The sequence below is a fragment of the Paenibacillus sp. CH40 genome (assembly GCF_024213605.1).
GTDB classification, from domain to species: Bacteria; Bacillota; Bacilli; order Paenibacillales; family Paenibacillaceae; genus Paenibacillus; species Paenibacillus polymyxa_B.
On sequence record NZ_JANAVQ010000015.1, the window covers coordinates 38,244 to 62,217 of the forward strand.

At 45.7% G+C, this 23,974-nt stretch carries 26 protein-coding genes, 1 rRNA gene and 1 other annotated feature; all 27 genes read right to left on the reverse strand.

What is annotated here, in order from left to right:
- Positions 1-136 precede the first annotated feature (136 nt).
- Entirely contained in the window at positions 137-739 is a 603-nt protein-coding gene (locus NLX73_RS24330; protein WP_061831395.1) for a class I SAM-dependent methyltransferase, read from the reverse strand.
- A gap of 148 nt (positions 740-887) precedes the next feature.
- Positions 888-1,253: a 50S ribosomal protein L7/L12 gene (rplL, locus tag NLX73_RS24335; protein WP_010348819.1), complete on the reverse strand. Its 366-nt coding sequence runs from the start codon at positions 1,251-1,253 to the stop codon at positions 888-890.
- A 68-nt stretch (positions 1,254-1,321) separates the two neighbouring features.
- Positions 1,322-1,825, reverse strand: a complete 504-nt coding sequence (rplJ, locus tag NLX73_RS24340) for a 50S ribosomal protein L10 (protein ID WP_013312168.1) — start codon at positions 1,823-1,825, stop codon at positions 1,322-1,324.
- 74 nt (positions 1,826-1,899) lie between these two features.
- Positions 1,900-2,051 (reverse strand) — a sequence feature (ribosomal protein L10 leader region).
- Between the two features lie 68 nt (positions 2,052-2,119).
- Positions 2,120-2,812: a 50S ribosomal protein L1 gene (gene rplA / locus NLX73_RS24345; protein ID WP_013312169.1), complete on the reverse strand. Its 693-nt coding sequence runs from the start codon at positions 2,810-2,812 to the stop codon at positions 2,120-2,122.
- Between the two features lie 87 nt (positions 2,813-2,899).
- Entirely contained in the window at positions 2,900-3,325 is a 426-nt protein-coding gene (gene rplK / locus NLX73_RS24350; RefSeq protein WP_007432595.1) for a 50S ribosomal protein L11, read from the reverse strand.
- A 73-nt stretch (positions 3,326-3,398) separates the two neighbouring features.
- On the reverse strand, positions 3,399-3,932 hold the full coding sequence (gene nusG / locus NLX73_RS24355) for a transcription termination/antitermination protein NusG (protein ID WP_007432596.1): 534 nt from the start codon (positions 3,930-3,932) through the stop codon (positions 3,399-3,401).
- Between the two features lie 22 nt (positions 3,933-3,954).
- Positions 3,955-4,146: a preprotein translocase subunit SecE gene (secE, locus tag NLX73_RS24360; protein WP_013312170.1), complete on the reverse strand. Its 192-nt coding sequence runs from the start codon at positions 4,144-4,146 to the stop codon at positions 3,955-3,957.
- A 20-nt stretch (positions 4,147-4,166) separates the two neighbouring features.
- On the reverse strand, positions 4,167-4,316 hold the full coding sequence (rpmG, locus tag NLX73_RS24365; protein WP_023990562.1) for a 50S ribosomal protein L33: 150 nt from the start codon (positions 4,314-4,316) through the stop codon (positions 4,167-4,169).
- Between the two features lie 334 nt (positions 4,317-4,650).
- The gene (gene sigH / locus NLX73_RS24370; protein WP_016324748.1) at positions 4,651-5,295 is read right to left on the reverse strand and encodes an RNA polymerase sporulation sigma factor SigH; all 645 of its coding nucleotides are present in this window, start codon (positions 5,293-5,295) and stop codon (positions 4,651-4,653) included.
- Between the two features lie 162 nt (positions 5,296-5,457).
- Positions 5,458-5,979 carry an NYN domain-containing protein gene (locus tag NLX73_RS24375; RefSeq protein ID WP_007432599.1) on the reverse strand — a complete coding sequence of 174 codons (522 nt, stop codon included), beginning with the start codon at positions 5,977-5,979 and terminating at the stop codon, positions 5,458-5,460.
- Between the two features lie 4 nt (positions 5,980-5,983).
- On the reverse strand, positions 5,984-6,730 hold the full coding sequence (gene rlmB / locus NLX73_RS24380; protein ID WP_013312173.1) for a 23S rRNA (guanosine(2251)-2'-O)-methyltransferase RlmB: 747 nt from the start codon (positions 6,728-6,730) through the stop codon (positions 5,984-5,986).
- A gap of 55 nt (positions 6,731-6,785) precedes the next feature.
- Positions 6,786-7,244, reverse strand: coding sequence for a Mini-ribonuclease 3 (locus NLX73_RS24385; RefSeq protein ID WP_069290482.1), 459 nt, complete (start codon positions 7,242-7,244; stop codon positions 6,786-6,788).
- The gene (cysS, locus tag NLX73_RS24390; protein ID WP_254327568.1) at positions 7,241-8,644 is read right to left on the reverse strand and encodes a cysteine--tRNA ligase; all 1,404 of its coding nucleotides are present in this window, start codon (positions 8,642-8,644) and stop codon (positions 7,241-7,243) included. Before cysS ends, NLX73_RS24385 begins: the two co-directional genes overlap by 4 nt.
- Positions 8,645-8,668: 24 nt before the next feature.
- Entirely contained in the window at positions 8,669-9,349 is a 681-nt protein-coding gene (gene cysE / locus NLX73_RS24395; protein ID WP_069290484.1) for a serine O-acetyltransferase, read from the reverse strand.
- A gap of 485 nt (positions 9,350-9,834) precedes the next feature.
- Entirely contained in the window at positions 9,835-11,295 is a 1,461-nt protein-coding gene (gene gltX / locus NLX73_RS24400; RefSeq protein WP_254327569.1) for a glutamate--tRNA ligase, read from the reverse strand.
- Positions 11,296-11,334: 39 nt separating this feature from the next.
- Positions 11,335-11,811 (reverse strand): 2-C-methyl-D-erythritol 2,4-cyclodiphosphate synthase, encoded by a 477-nt coding sequence (gene ispF, locus NLX73_RS24405; protein WP_025723806.1) that lies wholly within the window; start codon positions 11,809-11,811, stop codon positions 11,335-11,337.
- Entirely contained in the window at positions 11,808-12,506 is a 699-nt protein-coding gene (ispD, locus tag NLX73_RS24410) for a 2-C-methyl-D-erythritol 4-phosphate cytidylyltransferase (RefSeq protein WP_039274950.1), read from the reverse strand. The genes ispF and ispD overlap by 4 nt, the downstream gene beginning before the upstream one ends.
- Positions 12,507-12,576: 70 nt before the next feature.
- Positions 12,577-13,662: a PIN/TRAM domain-containing protein gene (locus NLX73_RS24415; RefSeq protein WP_039274953.1), complete on the reverse strand. Its 1,086-nt coding sequence runs from the start codon at positions 13,660-13,662 to the stop codon at positions 12,577-12,579.
- Positions 13,663-13,855: 193 nt separating this feature from the next.
- Entirely contained in the window at positions 13,856-14,602 is a 747-nt protein-coding gene (gene pssA / locus NLX73_RS24420; protein WP_025723803.1) for a CDP-diacylglycerol--serine O-phosphatidyltransferase, read from the reverse strand.
- Between the two features lie 54 nt (positions 14,603-14,656).
- Positions 14,657-15,733: a DNA integrity scanning diadenylate cyclase DisA gene (gene disA / locus NLX73_RS24425; protein ID WP_013312183.1), complete on the reverse strand. Its 1,077-nt coding sequence runs from the start codon at positions 15,731-15,733 to the stop codon at positions 14,657-14,659.
- 12 nt (positions 15,734-15,745) lie between these two features.
- Entirely contained in the window at positions 15,746-17,119 is a 1,374-nt protein-coding gene (gene radA / locus NLX73_RS24430) for a DNA repair protein RadA (protein ID WP_013312184.1), read from the reverse strand.
- Between the two features lie 241 nt (positions 17,120-17,360).
- Positions 17,361-19,805, reverse strand: a complete 2,445-nt coding sequence (gene clpC / locus NLX73_RS24435; protein WP_023990572.1) for an ATP-dependent protease ATP-binding subunit ClpC — start codon at positions 19,803-19,805, stop codon at positions 17,361-17,363.
- 44 nt (positions 19,806-19,849) lie between these two features.
- The gene (mcsB, locus tag NLX73_RS24440; RefSeq protein WP_039274956.1) at positions 19,850-20,914 is read right to left on the reverse strand and encodes a protein-arginine kinase McsB; all 1,065 of its coding nucleotides are present in this window, start codon (positions 20,912-20,914) and stop codon (positions 19,850-19,852) included.
- A 28-nt stretch (positions 20,915-20,942) separates the two neighbouring features.
- Entirely contained in the window at positions 20,943-21,467 is a 525-nt protein-coding gene (gene mcsA / locus NLX73_RS24445) for a protein-arginine kinase activator protein McsA (protein ID WP_023990574.1), read from the reverse strand.
- A gap of 73 nt (positions 21,468-21,540) precedes the next feature.
- Entirely contained in the window at positions 21,541-22,005 is a 465-nt protein-coding gene (locus NLX73_RS24450; protein WP_013312188.1) for a CtsR family transcriptional regulator, read from the reverse strand.
- A 541-nt stretch (positions 22,006-22,546) separates the two neighbouring features.
- Positions 22,547-23,734, reverse strand: coding sequence for a GNAT family N-acetyltransferase (locus tag NLX73_RS24455; protein ID WP_254327570.1), 1,188 nt, complete (start codon positions 23,732-23,734; stop codon positions 22,547-22,549).
- Between the two features lie 163 nt (positions 23,735-23,897).
- Positions 23,898-23,974: ribosomal RNA gene (rrf, locus tag NLX73_RS25260) — 5S ribosomal RNA — on the reverse strand; the annotation flags it as partial.

Below are 23,974 nucleotides of genomic sequence, written 5' to 3' on the forward strand. Positions count from 1 at the left end.
GAGATAAATACTATACCTACTACGCATAAATCTATTGACATTTCAACAAACTAAAGCCATGGAGGGCATCCTAATACTGACATTTTATAATAATATCACAGACCAGGATTCAAGTCAATGGTCCTATTGCATTTTCTTAAAAACTTTTTTCAGCCTTCAAAATTCGATAACCTTTATCCTTTGTAACTTCCTCTACATGACCGAAAAGGCTCTCTATCTTAGCACTCGCCGAAGGGGCCCCCTGCTTTTTCTGAATAACTACCCACAAAGCTCCACCTTCGTTTAAATGCTCATAAGCAAGCTCAAAAATGGTATGCACTGTTTCTTTTCCTGCACGTATAGGAGGATTCGTCAAGATCACGTCAAAGCGTTCATCCTTCACTTCCGCAAACAAATCGCTTTGCTTAATGGTGACATTCTTAACCCCATTACGTTCCGCATTCTCTATCGCAAGTTGAACGGCTCGCTCATTAATATCAACCATTGTAACGTGTCCCTCTGGGACAAGCGCGGCTGCCGCCAGACCAATCGGGCCGTAACCGCATCCTACATCCAATACCGAGGCTTGTGCAGGAAGCTGCATCGCTTCAATCAGCACACGACTCCCGTAATCAATTCCCTGCTTCGAAAAAACGCCTGAATCGCTGGCAAAACGGTATGACCGCCCCCGCAGCACTGTTTCCAGGCTCCGTCGTTCATGCGCCGTCTCTGGCCGCTTGGAGTAATAATGATCAGCCATTCATGCCCACCTCTTTCGGTTGTACTACCATCATAGCCTTTACAATAACCTTTCAGACATGCTGGTACTACCGTTTTACAGCAACAAACCCCTTGAAGATCACCTCAAGGGGTTTGTTTTAGTCCATTGTCTGCTAGAAAGCAGTCAATTATTTTACTTCTACAGAAGCGCCTGCTTCTTCCAATTTTGCTTTAATGGATTCAGCTTCTTCTTTAGCGATTTTTTCTTTCAGTGGTTTTGGAGCGTTGTCAACCAGTTCTTTTGCTTCTTTCAGGCCAAGACCTGTGATTTCGCGAACTGCTTTGATAACGTTGATTTTGGAAGCGCCAGCGCTTGTCAAGATTACGTCGAACTCGGATTGCTCAGCTTCAGCTGCGCCACCTGCTGCGCCACCTGCTACAGCTACTGGAGCTGCTGCAGTTACGCCGAATTCTTCTTCGATTGCTTTCACGAGATCGTTCAGTTCCAATACGGACATACCTTTAATTGCTTCCAAGATTTGCTCTTTACTCATGGTTGAACCTCCATTTAAATTCGTATTTTTTTGTTCTCAACTGCTATACAGCAGGTTTAATCCCTAACTTATGCGCTTTGCTCTTCTTTTTCTGCAACAGCTTTAACTGCAAGCGCGAAGTTGCGCACAGGAGCTTGAAGCACGCTGAGGAGCATGGAAAGGAGACCTTCGCGGGATGGCAGTTCTGCCAGTGCTTTGATTTCCTCAACACCGATAACGCGACCTTCTACAACTGCACCTTTCAGTTCCAGTGCATTGTTCTTCTTAGCGAAATCGTTCAAGATTTTAGCTGCAGACACTGCATCATCTTTGCCGAACGCGATTGCAGTAGGACCTGTCAATACTGCGTCCAGTTCAGTCAATTCTGCTGCCGCAGTTGCACGGCGGAGCAGTGTGTTTTTCAGCACTTGAAATTCGATTCCGGCTTCGCGAAGCTGCTTACGCAGCTCAGTTACTTGGGCAACATTCAGACCGCGATAGTCTGCAACCACAGTCGTTACGCTCTCGCGCAATTTTGCAGCTACAACTTCAACAGCTTCTTGTTTTGCTTGAATCACCTTTGCATTTGCCAAACTGTACACCTCCTGATCAATTTATCCGCTTTGTTCGAAGCACCCACTCTGGTGATCTTACAAAGCTTGCTTTCATAAGCATGAAAAAAGCCTCCGTAGAGTACGAAGGCTTGATAAATCTACATGGACGGGACAAGCCCGTCACATGAAACGTTCTATCATAACACCTCGGTAGGAAATTAAGCCCAAAGGCACCTACTGTCTACGGTAAGCATATTCAACTTTAATGGTCAGTCACAAGGACTCACAACTTTTATAGAATAACAAATTGGATTGAACATGTCAATCAAAATATTATCTATAAACAGATGCGTTCACACGTGCACTTGGTCCCATAGTCGAAGAAATAGCGATGTTTTTCAGGTATACACCTTTAGCAGCCGCTGGCTTCGCACGGTTCAAGGCTTCAACCAAGGCTTTAAGATTCTCGTTCAGCTGTTCAGCACTGAAGGAAGCTTTGCCGATTGGCGCGTGAATTTGACCGGCTTTGTCGAGACGGTATTCGATTTTACCGGCTTTAATTTCTTGAACAGCCTTGGCAACGTCGAAAGTAACTGTGCCTGCTTTAGGGTTAGGCATCAAACCTTTACCACCGAGCAAACGACCCAGTTTACCAACCTCACTCATCATATCAGGTGTCGCAACGCAGACGTCGAATTCGAACCAGCCTTGTTGGATTTTGTTGATCATATCTTGATCGCCAACAAAATCAGCGCCAGCCGCTTCCGCTTCTTTCACTTTGTCACCTTTTGCAAATACCAGAACGCGTTGTGTTTTACCCGTACCATGCGGCAGGACAACAACACCACGAACAGCCTGGTCTTGTTTACGGGAATCTACGCCCAGACGAACTGCTGCTTCAACGGTTTCGTCGAATTTAGCAGTCGCAGCCTTTTTCACCAGTTCAACGGCTTCTAAAGGCTCGTAAGTTGCTTCGCTGTCAATCAGCTTAGCAGCTTCCAGGTACTTCTTACCATGTTTAGCCATAATGTTTTCCTCCTTATGTGGTATTAGCGGATATTCCTCCCACACTTGCCGGACAGTCAAACTGCCGGCACACGTAGATTAATAAAATTAATCTACGATGGTGATACCCATGCTGCGAGCAGTACCTTCAACCATACGCATTGCCGATTCTACGGAAGCTGCGTTAAGGTCAGGCATTTTTTGCTCTGCAATTTGACGAACAGCAGCGCGATTTACAGTTGCAACTTTCGTTTTATTCGGTTCACCGGAACCTTTTTCGATTTTAGCAGCAACTTTCAACAGAACAGCAGCCGGTGGAGTTTTGGTGATGAACGTAAAAGAACGATCCTCAAATACCGAAATTTCAACCGGAATAATCAGGCCTGCTTGATCAGCAGTACGAGCATTGAACTCTTTACAGAATGCCATGATGTTGACACCTGCTTGACCCAAAGCTGGACCTACTGGAGGCGCTGGATTAGCTTTCCCTGCAGGAATCTGCAGTTTTACCATTTTAATTACCTTTTTTGCCATGGATGACACCTCCTTGACTCAATAGTGGTAGACGGACCTATCGATCCTCCCACAAGAAACCTGTAAGAAAAATCTATATTTTCTCCACTTGAGTATAATCCAACTCAAGCGGGGTTTCCCGTCCAAACATGTTGACGTGAACCTTAAGCTTGCTCTTCTCAACCAAAATTTCTTCCACGGAGCCCACAAAATTCGCAAAAGGACCAACTTTAATTCGCACGGATTCCTTAACATCGAATTCAATCTTCGGTTTCGGCTCTACCATGCCCATATGCTTCAGAATCTGTTCAACTTCTTCTGGAAGCAATGGCGTCGGTTTGGAACCCGAGCCTGTCGACCCTACAAATCCCGTAACACCTGGTGTATTGCGTACAACATACCAAGAGTCGTCGGTTTGGACCATTTCGACTAAGACATAACCAGGGTAGACTTTACGCATAACGGTTTTTTTCTTACCGTCCTTGGTTACCAGTTCTTCTTCCATAGGAACAAGAACACGGAATATCTTGTCTTCCATGCCCATGGACTCAACGCGTTTTTCCAAATTGGCTTTGACTTTGTTCTCATACCCTGAATAGGTATGAACGACGTACCATCTTTTTTCCATATCAAGCCACCTGGAACCCTTCCTAGATAATCGCTTCGATCACAGCGGAAATGCCGATATCGAGAACCCAAAAATAAATCGTGACGAACGCAATTGTCCCTATGACAATCAACGTATAGTTGGTCAGTTCTTTACGATTGGGCCAGCGAACCTTCTTGAGTTCAGCCCAGCTTTCAGAGAAAAAGGAAAACAGAGACTTGAAACTGCGTTTCACGCCGACTACACCTCCAAAAACTATCTGGTTTCCCGATGAGAAGTCTGTTCGTTACAGGACTTACAGAATTTCTTCATCTCCATGCGGTCGGGGTGATTACGCTTGTTTTTCGTCGTTGTGTAATTTCTTTGTTTGCATGTTGTACAAGCCAAAGTAATAATTACCCGCATGATGTGCACCTCCCGAAGACATCCAACACCGGAAGTCTCATAATTGATCCTAAAAAAAACCGCGAATTTAGGCCTACCTAAAACACTTTATCACACGGGGTTTTCCATGTCAACGAATGTTTGCATACAATTCGCAGTCCCGGCTGTGGTGCATTTTAACATCTGTGCATCCTTTAAAACTGTTCTCTGAAAAGCTGCTTCAAAAATCAAGGCGATATCTATTATTCATCTTTTTTAGTATAAATCATTTGTAACACTTATAAACCTGCATAGCCTACCTATAACGAATAAAAAAAGACTCGGACTCGAGCCTTTTCCCTGTCAGCCTCTACTTTCAACTATCTCTTACTTCCAGATACTTTTCAAGTTTACGCTTGACCCGTTGCAGCGCGTTATCAATGGATTTCACATGGCGGTCAAGATCCTCTGCAATCTCCTGATACGAACGTCCGTCCAGATACAACATAAGTACCTTGCGTTCCAGCTCGCTCAGAATCTCGGACATCTTGTCCTCAAGGCCCACAAACTCTTCCTGATTGATTATCAGCTCTTCAGGGTCACTTACTTGTGTTCCGCAAATCACATCGAGCAACGTGCGGTCTGACTCTTCATCATAGATGGGTTTGTCCAGAGATACGTAAGAGTTCAGAGGAATGTGCTTTTGTCGTGTAGCCGTCTTAATTGCCGTAATAATCTGTCGTGTAATGCACAACTCGGCGAAAGCCTTGAACGAAGCAAGCTTGTCTCCCTTAAAATCACGAATGGATTTGTAGAGACCAATCATGCCCTCCTGAATAATATCCTCGCGATCAGCACCAATCAAGAAGTAGGATCTGGCCTTGGCCCGCACAAAGTTCCGGTATTTGTTAATCAGAAACTCCAGCGCTTCCCCATCACCTTCATGGACTGCTCCGACAATGTCTTCATCATTTTTGTAATCAAACTTTGACAACATGATATCCTTGAGGTCCACACTCACTAACAATCCCTCCGGCTGCAACGCAAGGTACCCGTTACTCTCTCAAATATACGACAAGTATACGCGATGTAACCTGATACCGTCAACCACAACAACCTAAAAAAGAAGAGCACTAACAAAATTGTCAATGGTTTCAAAATGGAGGAGTCCCCAATTATTGGTTTATTCTCTTCTCCATCGTTCAAACAACTTTCGAAGCTCCGGACTCAGTTTGGCATCTAGCGAGTTACGGGACAATTTGGCACTATCCTGCTGGATTCGCTTCTGCACTTCCCTTTCGGATTCCTCAATCTCGATCAGTAATTCCCGCGCCGACACCCTGAGTGCACCTTGTCCAAATGCGACATGTTGCTCTACCTGATCGCTTGTCGCTACGTAAATACTTCTTCTTTTACTGCTCAGCTCCCGAACCAATCGCTCGATGCACTCATCGGCAGTTTCTTTTTCTCTGGTAAAATAAATCTGGACTTTGCTCTGAGCAAAAGTTTTACCTAATCCTGGCACCCTGTAAGCATCAAATACGACGATGACTCTTCTGCCGGAATACGCCTGATGATCCGCCAGTCGTTCAAGAAGTCTGTCCCTCGCTTCCTGCATACCAGATTGTACCAGTGCGGAAAGTTCGGGCCAGGCTCCAATCATGTTGTAACCGTCCACAAGCAGAACATCCCGCGTGTCAGCCATATCGTTAGCCCCGTGCCTGTCGTCCGCGCAATACTTCGTACATGACAACACCCGCAGCTACAGAAGCATTAAGGGAATTAATTTGCCCCGCCATTGGCAGCTTGACGAGTACATCGCATTTTTCACGGATCAAACGGCCCATTCCTTTATTTTCGTTACCAATGACAATGGCTACTGGCCCCGTGAATACTCCATTCCCAAAGACAGGATCTGTCGCTGTAACATCCGTACCAACTACCCATACACCTTCTTCTTTAAGACGATCAATGGTTTGTCCCAGATTGTTTACACGCGCCACCGGGACGTACTCCACAGCACCTGCCGATGTTTTGGACACTGTTACAGTTACAGCTGCAGAGCGCCTTTTCGGCACAATAACACCATGTGCTCCAGTACAGTCCGCTGTACGAAGGATGGAGCCCAAATTATGAGGATCTTCAATCTCATCCAGCAAAATTAAAAACGGCTCTTCTCCCTTATCACGAGCAGTGGCGAGCAATTCTTCCACTTCAACATAGGCAAAAGGCGCAGCTTGCGCGACCACTCCCTGATGCTGAATGCCCGGAACCATTTGATCCAGCTTACGCTTGTCCACCTGCAAGACAATAATTCCTGCTTTTTTGGCCTCGGCTGTAATCGGCAGCGTCAAATGTTTTTGTGCATTATCCGCAATCCATATTTTATTTATCGTTCTGCCTGAACGCAATGCCTCCGTTACCGAATGCTTACCGGCAATCCATTCTTCTTCCATCTCTAGCTTCCTCCCGGGACACGGCCGATGCTTGTTCCATCCAGTCCGTTCCCATTTATGATTTTTCTGTATTTTCCATTTGTGCAATTCCGTACGTAATCAACTCTCTTAATCTGTCCAAATGTCCATCACAATAAAGAGATCCAATCAACCCTTCCAGTGCAGTGGCGTGCCGATACTCAAGCACATCAGCATTTTTGGGCAAACTTCCTGATTTAGCATTTCTTCCTTGTCGGACAATATCGCGTTCTTCTTCCGTCAGTACCTTTTCCAATAGCCCCAACATGCGACTCTGCGCCTTGGCGGAGACTAGCCCTGTGGCTCGGCGGTGCAGATGATTTGGACGCAGGTTGGGCTGTGCCAACAAATATTGCCGGACAGCTACCTCATATACTGCATCACCAATATAAGCTAGTGCAATGGGAGGCATCAAACGAGCTGGCTTGGACGCAGGGTACGGGAACCAGTTCCCCGTACCTGCCGATGCTCCTGAGTTCAGTGGCTTATCACTCATTTTCGCCGCCACCGCATACCCTGCGCCGTATCTTCAAGCACAATGCCTTTTGCAGCCAACAGATCGCGAATTTCGTCAGCTCTACCCCAGTTTTTGGTCTTACGAGCTTCGACACGTTCTGCAATTAATTGCTCAATTTCGTCATCCAGCAACTCTTCACTGGGTTCCGAATAAATGCGAAGTACGTTATTCATCGAATGAAAGGTATGCAATACAGCTTGTAGTTCAGCCTGATGTACGACATCTCGCTGCAACAAATGGTTTGCTTCGCTAACCCAATCAAATACAGCAGTAATCGCATCAGGTGTATTGAAATCATCATTCATTTTTTCGCCAAACTGCTGCAAAATTCCGTCGAGCTTCGTTTGCAGTTCCGCCGATACTCCCCCATTACCTTCCAGCGCATTAGCTAAACGATGCTTCACATTGGCAACTGCATTGGCGATCCGCTCGACACTGTTCTCCGCCTGACTCATAGTCTCTTGGTTGTAGTTCAGCGGATTCCGGTAATGCGTCGACAACATAAAATAACGTAAAGCCTCCGGCTTGTGATGAGCGCGCAAATCTTTAACCAAAATACCATTACCGAGTGATTTCGACATTTTTTCATTATCTATGCGAATATAGCCGTTATGCATCCAGTAGCGAGATAATGGCTTACCCGTGATCACTTCGGATTGTGCGCATTCACATTCATGATGCGGAAATTGCAGATCCTGTCCGCCCCCATGAATATCCAATGTATCCCCCAAATAATGGCGAGCCATAGCAGAGCATTCGATATGCCAGCCTGGTCGTCCATCTCCCCAAGGGCTCGACCAATAAATTTCGCCCGGTTTCGCTGCCTTCCAGAGTACAAAGTCCTCAGCATTTTCCTTGCGTTCATCCACATTGATGCGAATACCGAACTGAAGCTCTTCCAGATTTTGACCTGACAGTTGTCCGTAATCTTTGAACTTTTTGGTTCGATAGAACACATCGCCATCATTCTCATAGGCATAGTCCTTGTCTACCAATTCCTTAATAAAATCAATAATCAGGTCCATGCTCTCTGTTACACGAGGGTTCATACTGGCAGCAGGAACATTCAATCCTGCCAGATCCTCATGGTAGGCAGCAATAAATTTCTCAGCAACTGCCGAAACCTCCATATCAAGTTCCCGAGCTTTGCGGATTAATTTATCATCGACATCCGTAAAATTCACCACATAGTTTACATCATAGCCCAAGTACTCCAGGTAGCTGCGCACCACGTCAAATACAATTACAGGTCGTGCATTGCCAATATGAATGTAATCATACACGGTAGGTCCGCATACATACATTTTAACCTTTCCAGGCTCCAGTGGCACAAAAGGCTCCCGACTCCTCGTCATTGTATTATAAATTTGAAGCGGCATTGTTATGTTCCTCCCTCATGAAAATCATTTTTCTAATTTATTCTCTTGGGTCACCTGATGTTTCTGAGCAGATGCCCCATCCTTCAAATCAGACATTTCTGCACGCAAACGTTCTATTTCCCGTTGAAGTTCTCGCATAGAGTCCACAACCGGATCAGGCAATTGATGACTAAGTCGGTCTGGACGCCTACCATCCTGTCTGACAACTCGCCCCGGGATGCCCACCACCGTACTGTTTGGTGGAACTTCTTTGAGCACAACCGAGTTAGAGCCAATGTTGGATTGTGCCCCAATCGTGAAAGAACCTAATATCTTCGCACCGGAGCCGATAACAACATTATTCCCAATGGTCGGATGGCGCTTCCCTTTCTCTTTCCCAGTCCCGCCGAGTGTGACCCCCTGATACAATATGACATCGTCGCCAATCTCACAGGTTTCACCGATGACAACTCCCATGCCATGATCAATGAACAGCCGATCTCCGATACGAGCGCCAGGATGAATTTCAATGCCTGTCATAAACCTTGATACCTGGGATATAACACGGGCTAGAGTACACCAGTTTCGCAAATAAAACCAATGTGCGATTCGATGTGCCCAAAGGGCATGAACGCCGGAATACGTAAAAATGACCTCCAGCTTACTCCGGGCGGCCGGATCATTATCCAAAACAGTCTGAATGTCGGATTTGAAATGTCTGAACATGTCGCCCTCCTATTCCCTTCATATCCTTGCCGCATCATCACAACACTTCACGTTCCGCCAATTTTCGCATCCACCAGCACTCTTCGACATTTTTCAATCTATAACGAGTCTGAGTCTGATAAAAAAGAAAAAGCGTCTCCGCAGCCTAAGCTGCAGAGACGCATGAACGTGGTCCCACTCTGCTTCGAACATATCTGCTGCATAAAAAGCAGACAGCCCGTCTTTGGCGTCCTGTAACGGGAACGACTCGGCACGCCCTTGTCACATCAGCATTTGACGCTAATGTAAGTTCGGGCGCACGGCTCCCAGGCGCATTTCCTCCGCAGGGATCTGGACGGCTCTCAGCCTGGGGTTTCCCCTCGACCGTCCTCTCTGGCAGATGCCCATATGCAGTGTACTTCTCCTGTTCGCAGCCTTTACACGTAAATATCAATCCGTATCAATGGAGTCATTATAGCGAAAAGACAACAAATTGACAAGAAATATCAGCCTTTAATTTGTGCCTTGAGACGATCCAGTACCTTGTCACGTCCGAGCAAAAAGATGGTTTCATTCAGATCTCGTCCATGCGTTTGGCCTGTAAGAGCCACACGAATCGGCATGAATAGTTGTTTTCCCTTAAAACCCGTTTCCTTTTGAACTTCCTTGATCAGCTTAGCCATTTGTGGAGCTGTAAATTCCTCACTCGTTTCAACTTTACCTGCAAAAGCTCTAAGTACCTCAGGAACCTGCTCTTCGGCCAATACAGCTGCTGCTTCAGCATCCAGTTCCAGATGTGAACGGAAAAACAACTCAGACAACGCTACAATATCGGATGCAGAAGTCATCTGTTCCTGGTATAAACGAACAAGGGCCTTAGCCCAATCCAGTTGTTCCGCAGACAGTTCAGTCGGCAACAACCCCGCTGTCTGGAGATGGGGAATCGCCATGCTGGCAATTCGCTCAGGATCAGCCTTTTTAATATAGTGATTGTTCAGGTAAGCAAGCTTATTGGTATCAAACACAGCTGGACTTTTGGACAAACGATTAGGATCGAAAATCGAAATCAGTTGTTCCCGATCATAGATCTCTTCTTCGCCTTCCGGGGACCAGCCCAGTAGTGCAATGAAGTTGAATATAGCTTCTGGCAAATAGCCCAACTTGTCATACTGCTCCATGAACTGAATAATGGATTCGTTACGCTTACTGAGCTTTTTGTGATCCTCGCCTACAATCAGCGTCATATGACCGAAGCGTGGCGGTTCCCAGCCGAGAGCTTCAAAGATCATCAACTGCCGCGGTGTATTGGAAACATGGTCTTCGCCCCGTAGTACATGCGATATTTTCATCAAATAATCGTCAACCGCTACAGCGAAGTTATATGTCGGAATACCATCCTTTTTGACGATAACAAAATCGCCGCTTTCCTTGGAATTAAACGTAATTTGACCTTTAACGATATCATCAAACGTATATTCACGATCTTCCGGTACGCGAAAACGAATACTTGGTACACGGCCCTCTGCTTCGAATGCCTGGCACTGTTCTTCTGTTAGATCACGATGTTTTCCAGAATAGCGTGGTGTCTCCCCACGTTCCGTCTGTTCTTCACGCTCGCGCTCCAGCTCTTCTTCAGTGCAGTAACAGCGATAAGCCAAACCACGATCCAGCAAATCCTGCCAGTACGTTTTATATATGTCCAAGCGTTCCGTCTGACGATAAGGTCCAAACTCGCCTCCCACGTCTACGCTCTCATCCCAGTCCATACCCAACCATTTCAAATATTTAAGTTGGCTTTCTTCTCCGCCCTCAATATTGCGCTTCACATCTGTGTCTTCAATACGAATAATAAATTTTCCACCTTGATTGCGAGCAAACAAATAATTAAATAATGCCGTTCTAGCATTTCCAATGTGCAGATGCCCTGTAGGGCTTGGTGCATAGCGTACACGAACTTCCGTGCTCATATAATCTCCTCCAAATTGAATTACTCAAGATGATAGCATTTACTTGATAAGACAGACAACCGATTGAGCCGCGATTCCTTCACCCCGTCCGGGAAACCCGAGTTGCTCTGTCGTGGTCGCCTTGACGTTCACCTGGGATAGCTCCTCTGCTTCCAGCGCCCGTGCGATGACTTCATTCATCTGCGGAATATACGATGCCATTTTGGGCTTTTGTGCGATAATCGTAGAATCAATATTCCCCAAGCGATATCCTCGCTCTTTAGCTAGCCCCCACACATGCTCCAGTAGCTTAAGACTGTCGGCATCCTTAAATTCTGGGTCATTATCCGGAAAATGCTTCCCGATGTCGCCCAAGCCAAGCGCGCCTAGGATAGCATCACTAATGGCATGCAGCAGCACGTCTGCATCGGAATGGCCCAACAAACCTTTTTCATACGGAATATTCACACCTCCGATGATGCATGGCCTTCCTTCCACCAGCTGGTGGACGTCAAATCCTTGTCCCACTCTGATCAATTTATATCCTCTCCCTCTGTTTTTACCCATAACGCCGCCATATCCAAATCCTCAGGCGTAGTAATTTTGATGTTCTTGTAGCTGCCTTGAACGACAGTAACCGGAATTCCTAGCCGCTCTATCAGCATAGAATCATCTGTTCCCAAGAATCCCGACTGCTCCGCCTCCTCATAGGCTCGCAGCAGATCGGAAAGACGAAAAGTCTGTGGCGTTTGAATACTCCACAGACTTCGGCGATCCGGCGTTGCTGTAATGATACCATCCCCGTTCACTTGCTTGACCGTATCCTTTACAGGTACTGCCGCTACAGAAGCACCAGTACGCTGGGCTGCCTCAAGGCATGAACGTACAAGCTCAGGTTGAATGAGTGGACGCACACCATCATGCACCATCACCCAATCCGCTTGTAAGTGGCGCAGACCGCGATAAACCGAATGCTGGCGTTCATTGCCACCAGCCACCACCCGTACATTTTTACCGATTTTGTATTGATGAATCCAATCTCGGCAGCGTTCCACATCTCCTGTCCCAGTCACCATCACCATTTCATCCACTTCGGGCATAGCTGCGAATATTTCAAGTGTATGTATGAAGATGGGCTTGTCCCGCAAAAGCAGAAATTGCTTGCTCTCCTGCGTCCCCATACGGGAGCCGCGCCCTGCTGCCACAATGACAACTCCTACCCGATTGTTCATTCAAATAACTCCTGCCCTGATCGCACTTGGACGATCCGTATGATAACACATCTACTTCATCATACCGCGTTTATTGAGCTTTTTCCAATAATTTTGGTTTAGCAAAGATCATACGGCCGGCAGAGGTCTGAAGTACACTCGTGACCAGTACCTCCATCAGAGAGCCAATATAGTCACGTCCGCCTTCTACAACAATCATCGTGCCATCATCCAGATAGGCTACACCCTGCCCATGCTCCTTGCCGTCTTTAATAATCTGCACCATAATTTCCTCGCCGGGCAATACGACAGGCTTCACTGCATTCGCCAAATCGTTAATATTCAGCACCGATACACCTTGCAGTTCGCATACTTTATTCAGGTTAAAATCATTAGTTACAACTTTACCCTGCAACACCTTTGCCAGCTTGACCAGCTTACTGTCGACCTCTGAAATTTCCTCAAAATCACCTTCGTAAATGAGCACATTCACATCCAGCTCTTTTTGGATTTTATTCAAAATATCCAGACCCCGGCGTCCACGATTACGCTTAAGTAAATCTGATGAATCTGCAATATGCTGAAGCTCCTCCAGCACAAATTCAGGAATCACAATCGTTCCTTCAATAAAACCTGTCTTGCAAATATCTGCAATACGTCCATCTATAATGACGCTGGTGTCCAATATTTTATGCTCCTCCAGCTTGCGTTCTTCTACACCCGTTCCCCGACCAAAAAAACCAGAACTCCAAAAGGAAGACAGCTCGTCCCGCTTTTCTAGTCCAACCATCAATCCTACATATCCGCATATCACGGTAACAGCGGTCTGGATAAGTTGACCCGGGGCCCCCAACCATGAAAAAAGCGGATAAACTGCTAAGGAAAGCGTCAATCCAACCGCTAAACCAATCACACCTGCCATCATCTCGTTCATCGGAATTCGTACCAAGCCTTCAATGCCCTGCTGCAATCGATTTGCCACGGATGCCCCTGCGAATGAACACCCAGCCATAAATAGCACTGCTCCCGCCATCATCCAAACAATCATTCCCGGTAAAGACCCATCACTCAACCATTGTGGCATCCACGATACAATGCCTCCTACCCGCTGGTATAACGTATAGCCAAACCATGCTCCGCACAATCCTGTAAAAGTTAAAATAGCCTTTCTCCACATTGAGTCTCTATACCTCCTTTATTTTCTTTGCATATAGTCTGCTGCTTATTGGATACATAGCATTTCTCTTACCAGTATGATCCATTTTCCACATAACTAACCCTGTGTTTTCACTTTTTATGCATAAAAAAAAGCATTTATCTCCCTAAAATGATTCAAGGAAATAAATGCTTATTCTTGTTCTTGCTTGATACTAGCGCTGTGAATGACGATATTGATCGTCCTGTTCTTCCTGACTGGAACGCTCCCGATCACGTCCACGTCTGCGTGACAGCTTACGAATGTTCAGCTTCATACCATACAATGCATACAGCACCAGCGGTACAAAAATCAGCTTCGACAGCTGGTCAGGGAATTTAACAGCCAACACCACCGCTGCAATTACGACCCATGGAGCAACCCAGATCGCTTTTTTCGGAAGGCCGACCTTTTTAAAATTCGGATATCTCATGGAGCTGACCATCAAATAAGAAACCAGCAACATGGCAATCGACATGTATAACAATGAAATATCGTTATGGAATAAGGACAAAGTGGCTAATACGCCACCTGCTGCCGGAATTGGCAAACCCGTAAAATAACCTGGTACACCAGGACGTACGTTAAATCGAGCCAAACGCAACGCTCCGCACATCGGGAAAATGGCAGTAACCGTCCAAGCGAGAGCCGAATTCGCATCATGAAAAGCAACCATGTACATAATAACTGCGGGAGCAACACCAAAAGATATCATATCTGATAAGGAGTCCAGTTCTTTACCGAATTCGCTTTGGGCATTCAGGACCCGGGCCATCCTACCATCCAGTCCGTCCAACAACATGGCGACAATAACCATAATAGCGGCAAGACTGTATTTTCCGTCTACAGCCAATAAAATGGCGATCATTCCGAGAAACAAGTTACCTAAGGTACACATGTTCGGAATTGATTTGGTAATCATCTCTTCACCTCAATGTATGAATTGTTCCATTATAATCCTTTCACTGTATTACATTTACATTTGCCTGTCAATGAAAACTTGTTCCTGCAAACGTTTAAGACCTTCTTTAATCGTACGCGCACGAACCTCTCCAATACCATCCACTTCATCCAGTTCTTCTATCGTTGCTGTGATGACATGTGGAAAACGTCCAAACCGCTCCACCAGATTATGAATAATCACATTCGGCAAACGCGGTATCTTGTTCAGTACCCGATAGCCACGTGCAGCAATATACTCCTCTGATGTCGCAGCTGAAGAAGGGTAGCCTAGTAAACGTACAATATGATTCACATCCAACAATTCATCGTCCGTAGAACGTTTGAGTCCCAATATAATTTCACGAATCTTCTCGTCGCTATCGTCTTTGGCATAATCCTTATACAGCAACCAAGCTTCTTCCTCAATGTTGCTGACAAGCTCTTCCATCTGCATACTAATTAGACGGCCCTCATTTCCGAGCTCGTTAATAAATCGTTTGATTTCCATTTTGATGCGCAGCACCATTTCGATCCGCTGGATGACATTAACGACCTCCGGCATGGTAACCAGCTCTTCAAATTCAGATGCTGTCAAATTGGTAGAGGCTTGCCCCAACACGGATCTATATTTTTCTAACGTCTGAATAGCCTGATTAGCTTTCGTTAAAATAACTCCGATTTCCTTGAGCGCATACCGTAATGTCCCCTGATACAAGGTAATAATATTACGCCGTTGGGAAATAGACACAACTAATTTGCCAGTCTGCTTTGCAACTCGTTCTGCTGTCCGGTGCCGAATTCCCGTCTCAATTGAAGAAATGGAGGAGTCCGGAATCAGTTGCGTATTGGCATATAAAATTCGTTTTAAATCCTCGCTCAATATGATTGCGCCGTCCATTTTAGCCAATTCATACAAATAGTTCGGTGAAAAATCACAATTGATGGAGAAACCGCCATCCACGACTTCCATAACTTCTGGGCTATAGCCAACGACCAGAAGAGCACCCGTTTTGGCACGCAAAACGTTTTCCAACCCGTCGCGAAAGGGAGTTCCCGGTGCCACAAGCCGCAGCAAATCGTTCATTTTATCCAGTTGGCTCGCTTCTTTCATTCTCAATGCCCCCTAATCTAATGCGGCTGCCAGTGCATCTGCCACCGTTCCTACTCCTATAATTTGTATCCCTTTCGGATGTGTCCAGCCCTTCAAGCTTTTCTCCGGCATGATCACCCGTTTGAAACCTAGTTTCTCCGCCTCTCGTACTCGCTGTTCCGCTCGGGATACCGCACGCACCTCACCTGTCAGTCCCACCTCGCCAAAAATCACATCATACGGCTTTGTAGGAGCATCCCTAAAGCTGGAAGCAATACTCACAGCTATAGCCAAATCCACCGCCGGTTCATCCAACTTCACGCCTCCGGCTACGTTGAGATAAGCGTCCTGGTTTTGCAAAAACATGCCCATCCGCTTTTCTAGCACGGCTATGATTAATCCCATTCGATGATGGTCGACTCCTGTGCCCATTCGGCGTGGAGAGGGAAAATGTGTAGCTGCAATCAATGCTTGCAGTTCAACCAATACAGGTCGGGTTCCTTCCATACTGGCTACAACAGTAGAACCTGCCACACCCAGTGGTCGTTCAGACAGGAAAAGTTCAGAAGGATTCGACACCTCACGCAAACCGCTTTCAGCCATTTCAAAAATACCAATTTCATTTGTAGAACCGAAACGATTTTTAACTGCACGCAAAAGCCGATACGTATGGTGACGCTCTCCTTCAAAATAAAGTACACAATCAACCATATGCTCCAACAAACGCGGACCTGCAATGGCCCCTTCCTTGGTCACATGTCCTACCAATACCGTAGCAATACCGAGCCCCTTGGCAATTCGCATAAAGCGTGAAGTACACTCCCGCACCTGAGCCACACTACCTGGTGCACTCGTCACCTCAGGCAAATATACAGTCTGTATCGAGTCGATGACCAAAAACTCCGGCTTCAAGCTGTCCACCGCTTCTTCAATCGTCTCCAAATTCGTCTCACATAATACGTATAGGCTGGGGGACAAGGCACCGAGCCGATCTGCACGTAGTTTCGTTTGACGGACAGATTCCTCACCAGACACGTACAGCACCTTTAAACCAGTTAAAGCCAGTTCATTAGATGTTTGCAGCATGAGCGTAGATTTACCGATTCCCGGATCACCGCCCACCAAAACGAGTGAACCCGGCACCACACCTCCACCGAGTACTCGATTCAATTCGCCAATTCCCGTCAAGATTCGTGTTTCTTTACCACTCTCCACCTCTATAATAGGGAGTGGCTTGTCTTTTGTGCTATGAGTAAGAAGGGAAGACCCCATTCCTTGAGTTTTTACAACGCTTTCCGTTTCTTCGACCATGGAATTCCATGCCTGGCATCCAGGACATTTTCCGTACCATTTGGGCGATTCATAACCACATTCCGTACAGGAAAATTTTGTTTTCACTTTAGCCATACTTTGTTCCCTGGCTCCTTATTGACGACGATGATGTCAAATTTATGTTCATACAGCCCAGAAAGAGCTGTAACAATAAAAGTTTACCATTGAAGCTTGGCGGACGTAAAGCAATATCACAAACTTTCCCAAAGCATTTACCCAACCTTTTCACCGTGTTTTATACACAAAAAGGGTGTCTTCGCAATAGCTTTCCAGCTTGCGAGACACCCTTTTCTGCTATCTTATTTAGTAAACTGCTTTAGGACTTGGCAGATACATTATCCTTTTTGGTTACAGTCAATGCACCGTTCTCCTCATCAATGAAGAGTGAGTCACCTTTAGTAATGTTGCCAGTCAACAGTTCCTCGGACAGGCGATCTTCAATATGCTTCTGGATTGCACGACGCAATGGACGCGCACCATACGCTGGATCAAAGCCTTCCTTGGCAAGGAATTTTTTAGCGTTGTCTGTCAACTCGAAGTCCACCTCATACTCATTCAGGCGCTTACGCAGCTCCTCAGACATGAGTGATACAATTTCGGCAATATGTTTTTCTTCGAGAGAATGGAAAACGATAATTTCATCAATCCGGTTCAAGAACTCAGGACGGAAGCTTTTCTTCAGTTCATCCATCACTTTGCCCTTCATATTATCGTAATCCGCTCCAGCGTCCACTACAGCTGTAAAACCAAGCGTGGAGTTACGTTTAATCGCCTGTGCACCAACATTAGATGTTAAGATGATGAGTGTATTACGGAAATCAACGACACGACCTTTGGAATCTGTCAGACGACCATCTTCCAGCACTTGCAGAAGAATATTGAATACTTCTGGGTGTGCTTTTTCAATTTCATCCAGCAACACAACAGAGTATGGCTTACGACGTACCTTCTCAGTCAGTTGACCGCCTTCTTCATATCCAACGTACCCTGGAGGCGCTCCTACCAGACGGGACGTGGAGTGTTTCTCCATATATTCGGACATATCGATACGGATAACCGCATTTTCATCTCCAAACATGGATTCAGCCAAAGCACGTGCCAACTCTGTTTTACCAACCCCAGTTGGACCGAGGAAAATAAAGGAACCAATTGGACGCTTCGGATCTTTCAGTCCGGCACGTGCCCGGCGAATCGCCCGGCTTACTGCCTTAACTGCTTCATCCTGTCCAATTACCCGCTCATGCAACAACTCTTCCATATTCAACAAGCGGTGTGTTTCTTCCTCTTTCAGCTTGCTGACTGGAACACCTGTCCAGATTGCAACGACTTGAGCGATATCCTCTGGGGTAACTTCGGAATCTGTACGACCCTGTTGTTCTTTCCATTGGTTTTTCGTCACGTCTAACTCTTCACGGATTTTTTGCTCTGTATCACGCAGCGCTGCCGCTTTTTCAAACTCCTGACTTTGTACCGCTGAATCCTTTTCCTTACGGATATCTTCCAGACGGTTTTCCAGCTGTTTCAGGTTTGGCGGTACAGTGTAAGAATTCAGCCTTACTTTGGAGCCCGCCTCATCAATAAGGTCAATAGCCTTATCTGGCAGGAAGCGGTCGGTGATATAACGATCTGACAATTTTACGGCTGCTTCAATAGCCTCATCTGTGATCTTTACACGGTGATGCGCTTCGTAACGGTCACGCAGACCATACAAGATTTGAATCGCCTCTTCTGGAGAAGGTTGATCCACTGTAATTGGTTGAAAACGACGCTCCAAAGCAGCATCTTTCTCAATATATTTGCGGTATTCATCTAGCGTGGTCGCACCGATGCATTGTAGCTCGCCACGTGCCAGAGCAGGTTTCAGGATGTTGGACGCATCAATTGCGCCTTCCGCTCCACCAGCACCAATCAGCGTATGCAGCTCATCAATGAACAACACGATATTACCCGCTTGACGAATCTCGTCCATAATTTTTTTCAAACGATCCTCGAATTCACCACGATACTTGGTGCCTGCTACCACAGAACCCATATCCAGTGTCATTACGCGCTTGTCGCGCAACGTTTCGGGAATCTCATTCGCTATGATTTTTTGGGCCAATCCTTCGGCAATCGCCGTTTTACCTACCCCAGGCTCACCAATCAGAACCGGATTGTTCTTTGTACGGCGGCTGAGCACCTGAATCACGCGTTCGATTTCCTTGCTACGCCCAATAACAGGGTCCAGGTTGTTTTCCTTCGCAGATGCCGTCAGATCGCGTGCCAGACTGTCCAGAGTTGGCGTGCTGACATTAGCTGGAGCACCGTGATGGCTGGAAACAGCCTCGCTGCTACCGAGTAATTGAAGCACTTGCTGACGCGCTTTGTTCAGACTAATGCCCAGGTTATTCAGTACACGTGCTGCTACGCCTTCGCCTTCACGAATAAGACCAAGCAAAATATGTTCTGTACCTACATAGGTATGGCCCAGTTTGCGGGCTTCATCCATAGACAGTTCGATGACTTTTTTGGCGCGTGGAGTATAGGCAATGTTCGTCGGTTGCTCTTGACCGCGTCCAATCAGCGTTTCCACTTCATCCTGGATTTTTTCCAGTCCCAGCCCTAAACCGATTAAGGCTTTCGCTGCTATTCCTTCACCTTCACGAATGAGGCCTAGCAAAATGTGCTCTGTGCCAATGTTGTTGTGTCCCAATCGAACAGCTTCTTCCTGAGCCAAAGCAAGCACTTTCTGTGCACGTTCCGTAAATCTTCCAAACATCATATATCCTGCACCTCCACAGTGTGTATTTCAGATCATTCTATATATTAAAGGGTTGTGCCTAATTTTTGCCGGATCAGCTTCGCCCGGTACATATCGCGCTCTTCGGTATTCATTTTATCCCCAAAGCTTTTTTGCAGGAACCCGGGTTGTGTCATCACATTCAGCTCATTCATCGCTGCGGTGGAAGGACGCTCCAAAATTCCTAAATCTACGCCAAGACGCACATCGGACAGCCGCTGTGCAGCCTCCTTGGAATCCAATACTGCTGCATATGACAAAATACCGAATGAACGCATCACCCGATCTGTAATTCGCAGCATAGATTCATTCATTAGCCTTTCTCTGGCAGAACGCTCGTGCTCAATAATTTGTAGCACCACGCCATGTAGATTCTCAATAATCTCCGCTTCGGTTTGTCCCAGTGTAATCTGATTAGACACCTGAAACAAATTTCCGACCGCTTCGCTGCCTTCACCGTAAATGCCGCGAACCGTAAGACCTACCTGTGAAACAGCAGACAATATACGATTGATTTGATGAGTCATGACTAATGCGGGCAAATGCATCATCACCGAAGCTCTCATACCTGTGCCGACATTCGTCGGACAACTGGTCAGAAAACCTCTCCGATCATCAAATGCATAATCAACATGCGCTTCAAATGCATCATCAATAATCATAGCGCGTTCCCAAGCTTCCCTAACCTGACATCCCGGATATAAGCACTGGATTCGCAGATGATCCTCTTCGTTTATCATAACACTAACCGATTCATCATCGCTAATTAAAACAGCACCGTTACGAGATTCGTTCGCCAAATTAGGACTAATCAAATGCTTCTCAACCAGCACCCGCTTGTCGATCTCATCCAACTCGGATATTTTCAACGTATGAAAAGTACCAAAACCACCTAAATCATCATACTGAAGGATATCCGTTAAGCGTTGAAGTGCTTCTTCCGACTGCTGATTGGTAGCAAGCATGGGAAAAGGCAGATGCTGCAAGTTACGCGCAATTCTCACCCGGCTGCTAATGACAATCTCCGAATCCGCAGCATCACCACGCATCCAGTCACTTAGCGGCTTCTCCGTAAACCGAATATTGGGCATTACGCATCCCTCCTACTCTTCACAAACTTTACTCTTCAGTCATTTCTTTTTCAAGCTCTCTGATTTGATCCCTAAGCTCAGCAGCTGATTCAAATTCTTCCTGTACAATATGCTGTTGCATCTCTTTTTTCAAATCGTCAATTTGCCGTTTAACCTTCAGGCGACCTCCAGTGCGAACCGGAACTTTACCAACATGATTCGTACTCCCATGCACACGCTTGAACAGAGGGTCCAGACGACTATCAAAGTATTGATAGCACGACGGGCATCCGAAACGTCCCAGCTTACTAAACTGTGCATAGGTCATGCCACAATCCTTACATTGCAGGTTTTGCGGACCACTGTGGCCTGGAGACTGGCTCTTTGTACTGGAGTCAAAATCCAGCATCCCCGACAACAAGCTATGAATCGAAAAGCCGTTAGGTGTTCCAGGGATCATCTCCCCTTTTTCCTTGGCACACGTCTCACAAATATGAAACTCTGTCTTTTCGCCATTCACAATTTTGGTGAAATGCAAAGTTGCCGGCCGCATATTACATTCTTGGCACAGCATAAAAGCACCTCCTTTAATGTCAGGATTTATACCACTCCCTACACTACATCCAAACGTTAGTCTCTTTCACACACTATTTGGTAGCCAGCAACGAGATCAGCATAGCCTTAAGCAATCTTGCTCGCAGTTGATCACGATAGGGAAGCTTCAGTAATAATGTATCCCTCGATAAAGCAGCCTTCATTAGATTAGCTTCCCTTTTGCTTAAAAAATGGGCCTCCTCTAACTGATAAATCAGTCCTTCTGCTGCCGATTGGCTTATTTCCTCCCCGATGCTCTGATGAAGATGTGTGTGGATGGCATGCTGTGCAGGCAGCTGAATTCGCTGAATACGAATGTAGCCCCCGCCACCGCGTTTACTTTCCACCACATAGCCTTTTTCCAGCGTAAACCGGGTGCTAATTACATAATTAATTTGCGACGGCACGCAGGAAAAGCGGTCAGCCAGATCATTGCGCTGAATCTCCACTAAACCTTGGGGACTTTCCAGCAATATACTCTTTAAATATTGTTCAATAATATCGGAAACATTGCGCATTTCATCATCCTCCACTAACGGAAACGCAAGTATTCAAGTACATTTCACGCTCCACAGAGTCCGCCGTATATTGAACTTAACCAAACGGTAAAGTCACGAATCTAAGCTGTATTCAGGCTGTTGCCTATTCTACACTCATTGGAATTGTACCGTTTTGTCTCTAGTGTGGCCTTTATTTGCGATTAGTCATACACTTCTCTTATTTTCATAAAAGGCAGCTCCTAACTATACGCAAATCATTTCGATCCTCGTTTGCTTCTTTGCTATCAAAATTACTTTATACGGCCAATCCATCAGCATAATACTTATACAGAAACACACGAGGCTTGATTGACTTTGACTTTCTTTGACTATATTCATATTATAGCACATTATTCATTTTTGCCAAGGGGTCAATACCATTTTTCGCAATCTAATTATGTTTTATACAATACCATAAAAAAACTCTTCCCAATTACAGAAAGAGTTTTGAAAATTATAATAATCACACAAGTTATATTCCCTGAAAAACGAAGCATAAGAAGATCTAAATGGGCCTTTATCAGAAAAAATCCAATAAGAACGTTTGTTTTACTGGTATTACACGTTTAAGTGCAGACACAGATTCACTGTCCCCTTCAATACGCCCCCACTTATACAGATCATCAGCCTGCTGGTAGCCAAGCATCAGAGTCGTCAATGACTGAATCCCAAGTTTCAAGTCAGCTACCATAGCGTTTTCAGATGAATTGCTTGTATCCACTCTCTCCAGATGTCCTTGCCCTTCCGTAGTAATTGTTAATCTCCATACTCCTTCATTCCATGGTGCATATCGATCTGTCAGATTTAAGGTTAAACGTGTTTCCTCTCCAACCTGCTCAAAAGGGTATTTTTCTACAAAAGCAGCTGCATCCACAATACGGCCCATAAAATAAGGCACGGTCTCCTGTTGAATTCGCGGATCATCAAGTAAAAATGGCAGATTGTCATTTGCTGGAACGTAAATAAATTTACCATGGGTTATCATGGAGTCATGATTTGCAAAATAAGTCCATAAAGCCTGACGGGCCGTCTCATTTTCATAAACCAACTCATCACAATTCAACTGTTTATCTTCAATTTTGTATAGTGCATATCCCTGAGGATCGCCTGTTTCTGAGTAATATACCGCAGTTCGATAGTTCTCATTTAAAATCCGCTCTTGCCACCATTCCTTATCTCGTACCAGCGTGCCATTATAACGAGATGCATACGCTTGATACACTTGGTCCATTTCTAAAATATCTTTGACATCGCGTTTGACTGTACCCTCTGTTTTAAGTTTTGCAGGGAATTTTTCAATGGGAATGACATACTTTTTGTATTCAATATACGTTTCCCATCCAAATTTACGATAGAAGGCAAAGGAGAAGGGATGCAGTAAAGAAAGGCTTTGTCCCGCAGACTTCATCTCTTCAAGCGCATGCGTCAACAAACGTGAAACCATGCCTCCGCGACGCTTTTCTGGCCATGTTGCCACACCAGCAATGCCTCCCATATCAAAAACCTGACCGTTTATGTATACCTGTAGCGGTAACAAAGTCAGTTTAGCATTCAAGTCATGTCCGTCGAATATTCCCCATGTTTGCTCTGGTTTGAACTTCTTCCTAGCTTTCTCCAGATCCTCCAGGGACATTGTAAACTGAAAAGCATACTGAGATAATTCAATAGCCGCTTCAAATTCCTTGCGTTGTAATTGTCTGATCTCCATAACTTCGTCACCTCGCTTGTATACTTGGACATCCCTAAAAAGATTACACACTTAGAGTGTGGCAAACCCCATTCTCTCTGTCAACCTTAGAAACAGGTGGTCATCTAAAAACGCATAAAAAAAGGATGATAATCTCAATGAGATTATCATCCTTTTCACTTTCGCTTGGCGACGTCCTACTCTCCCAGGACCCTGCGGTCCAAGTACCATCGGCGCTGGAGGGCTTAACGGTCGTGTTCG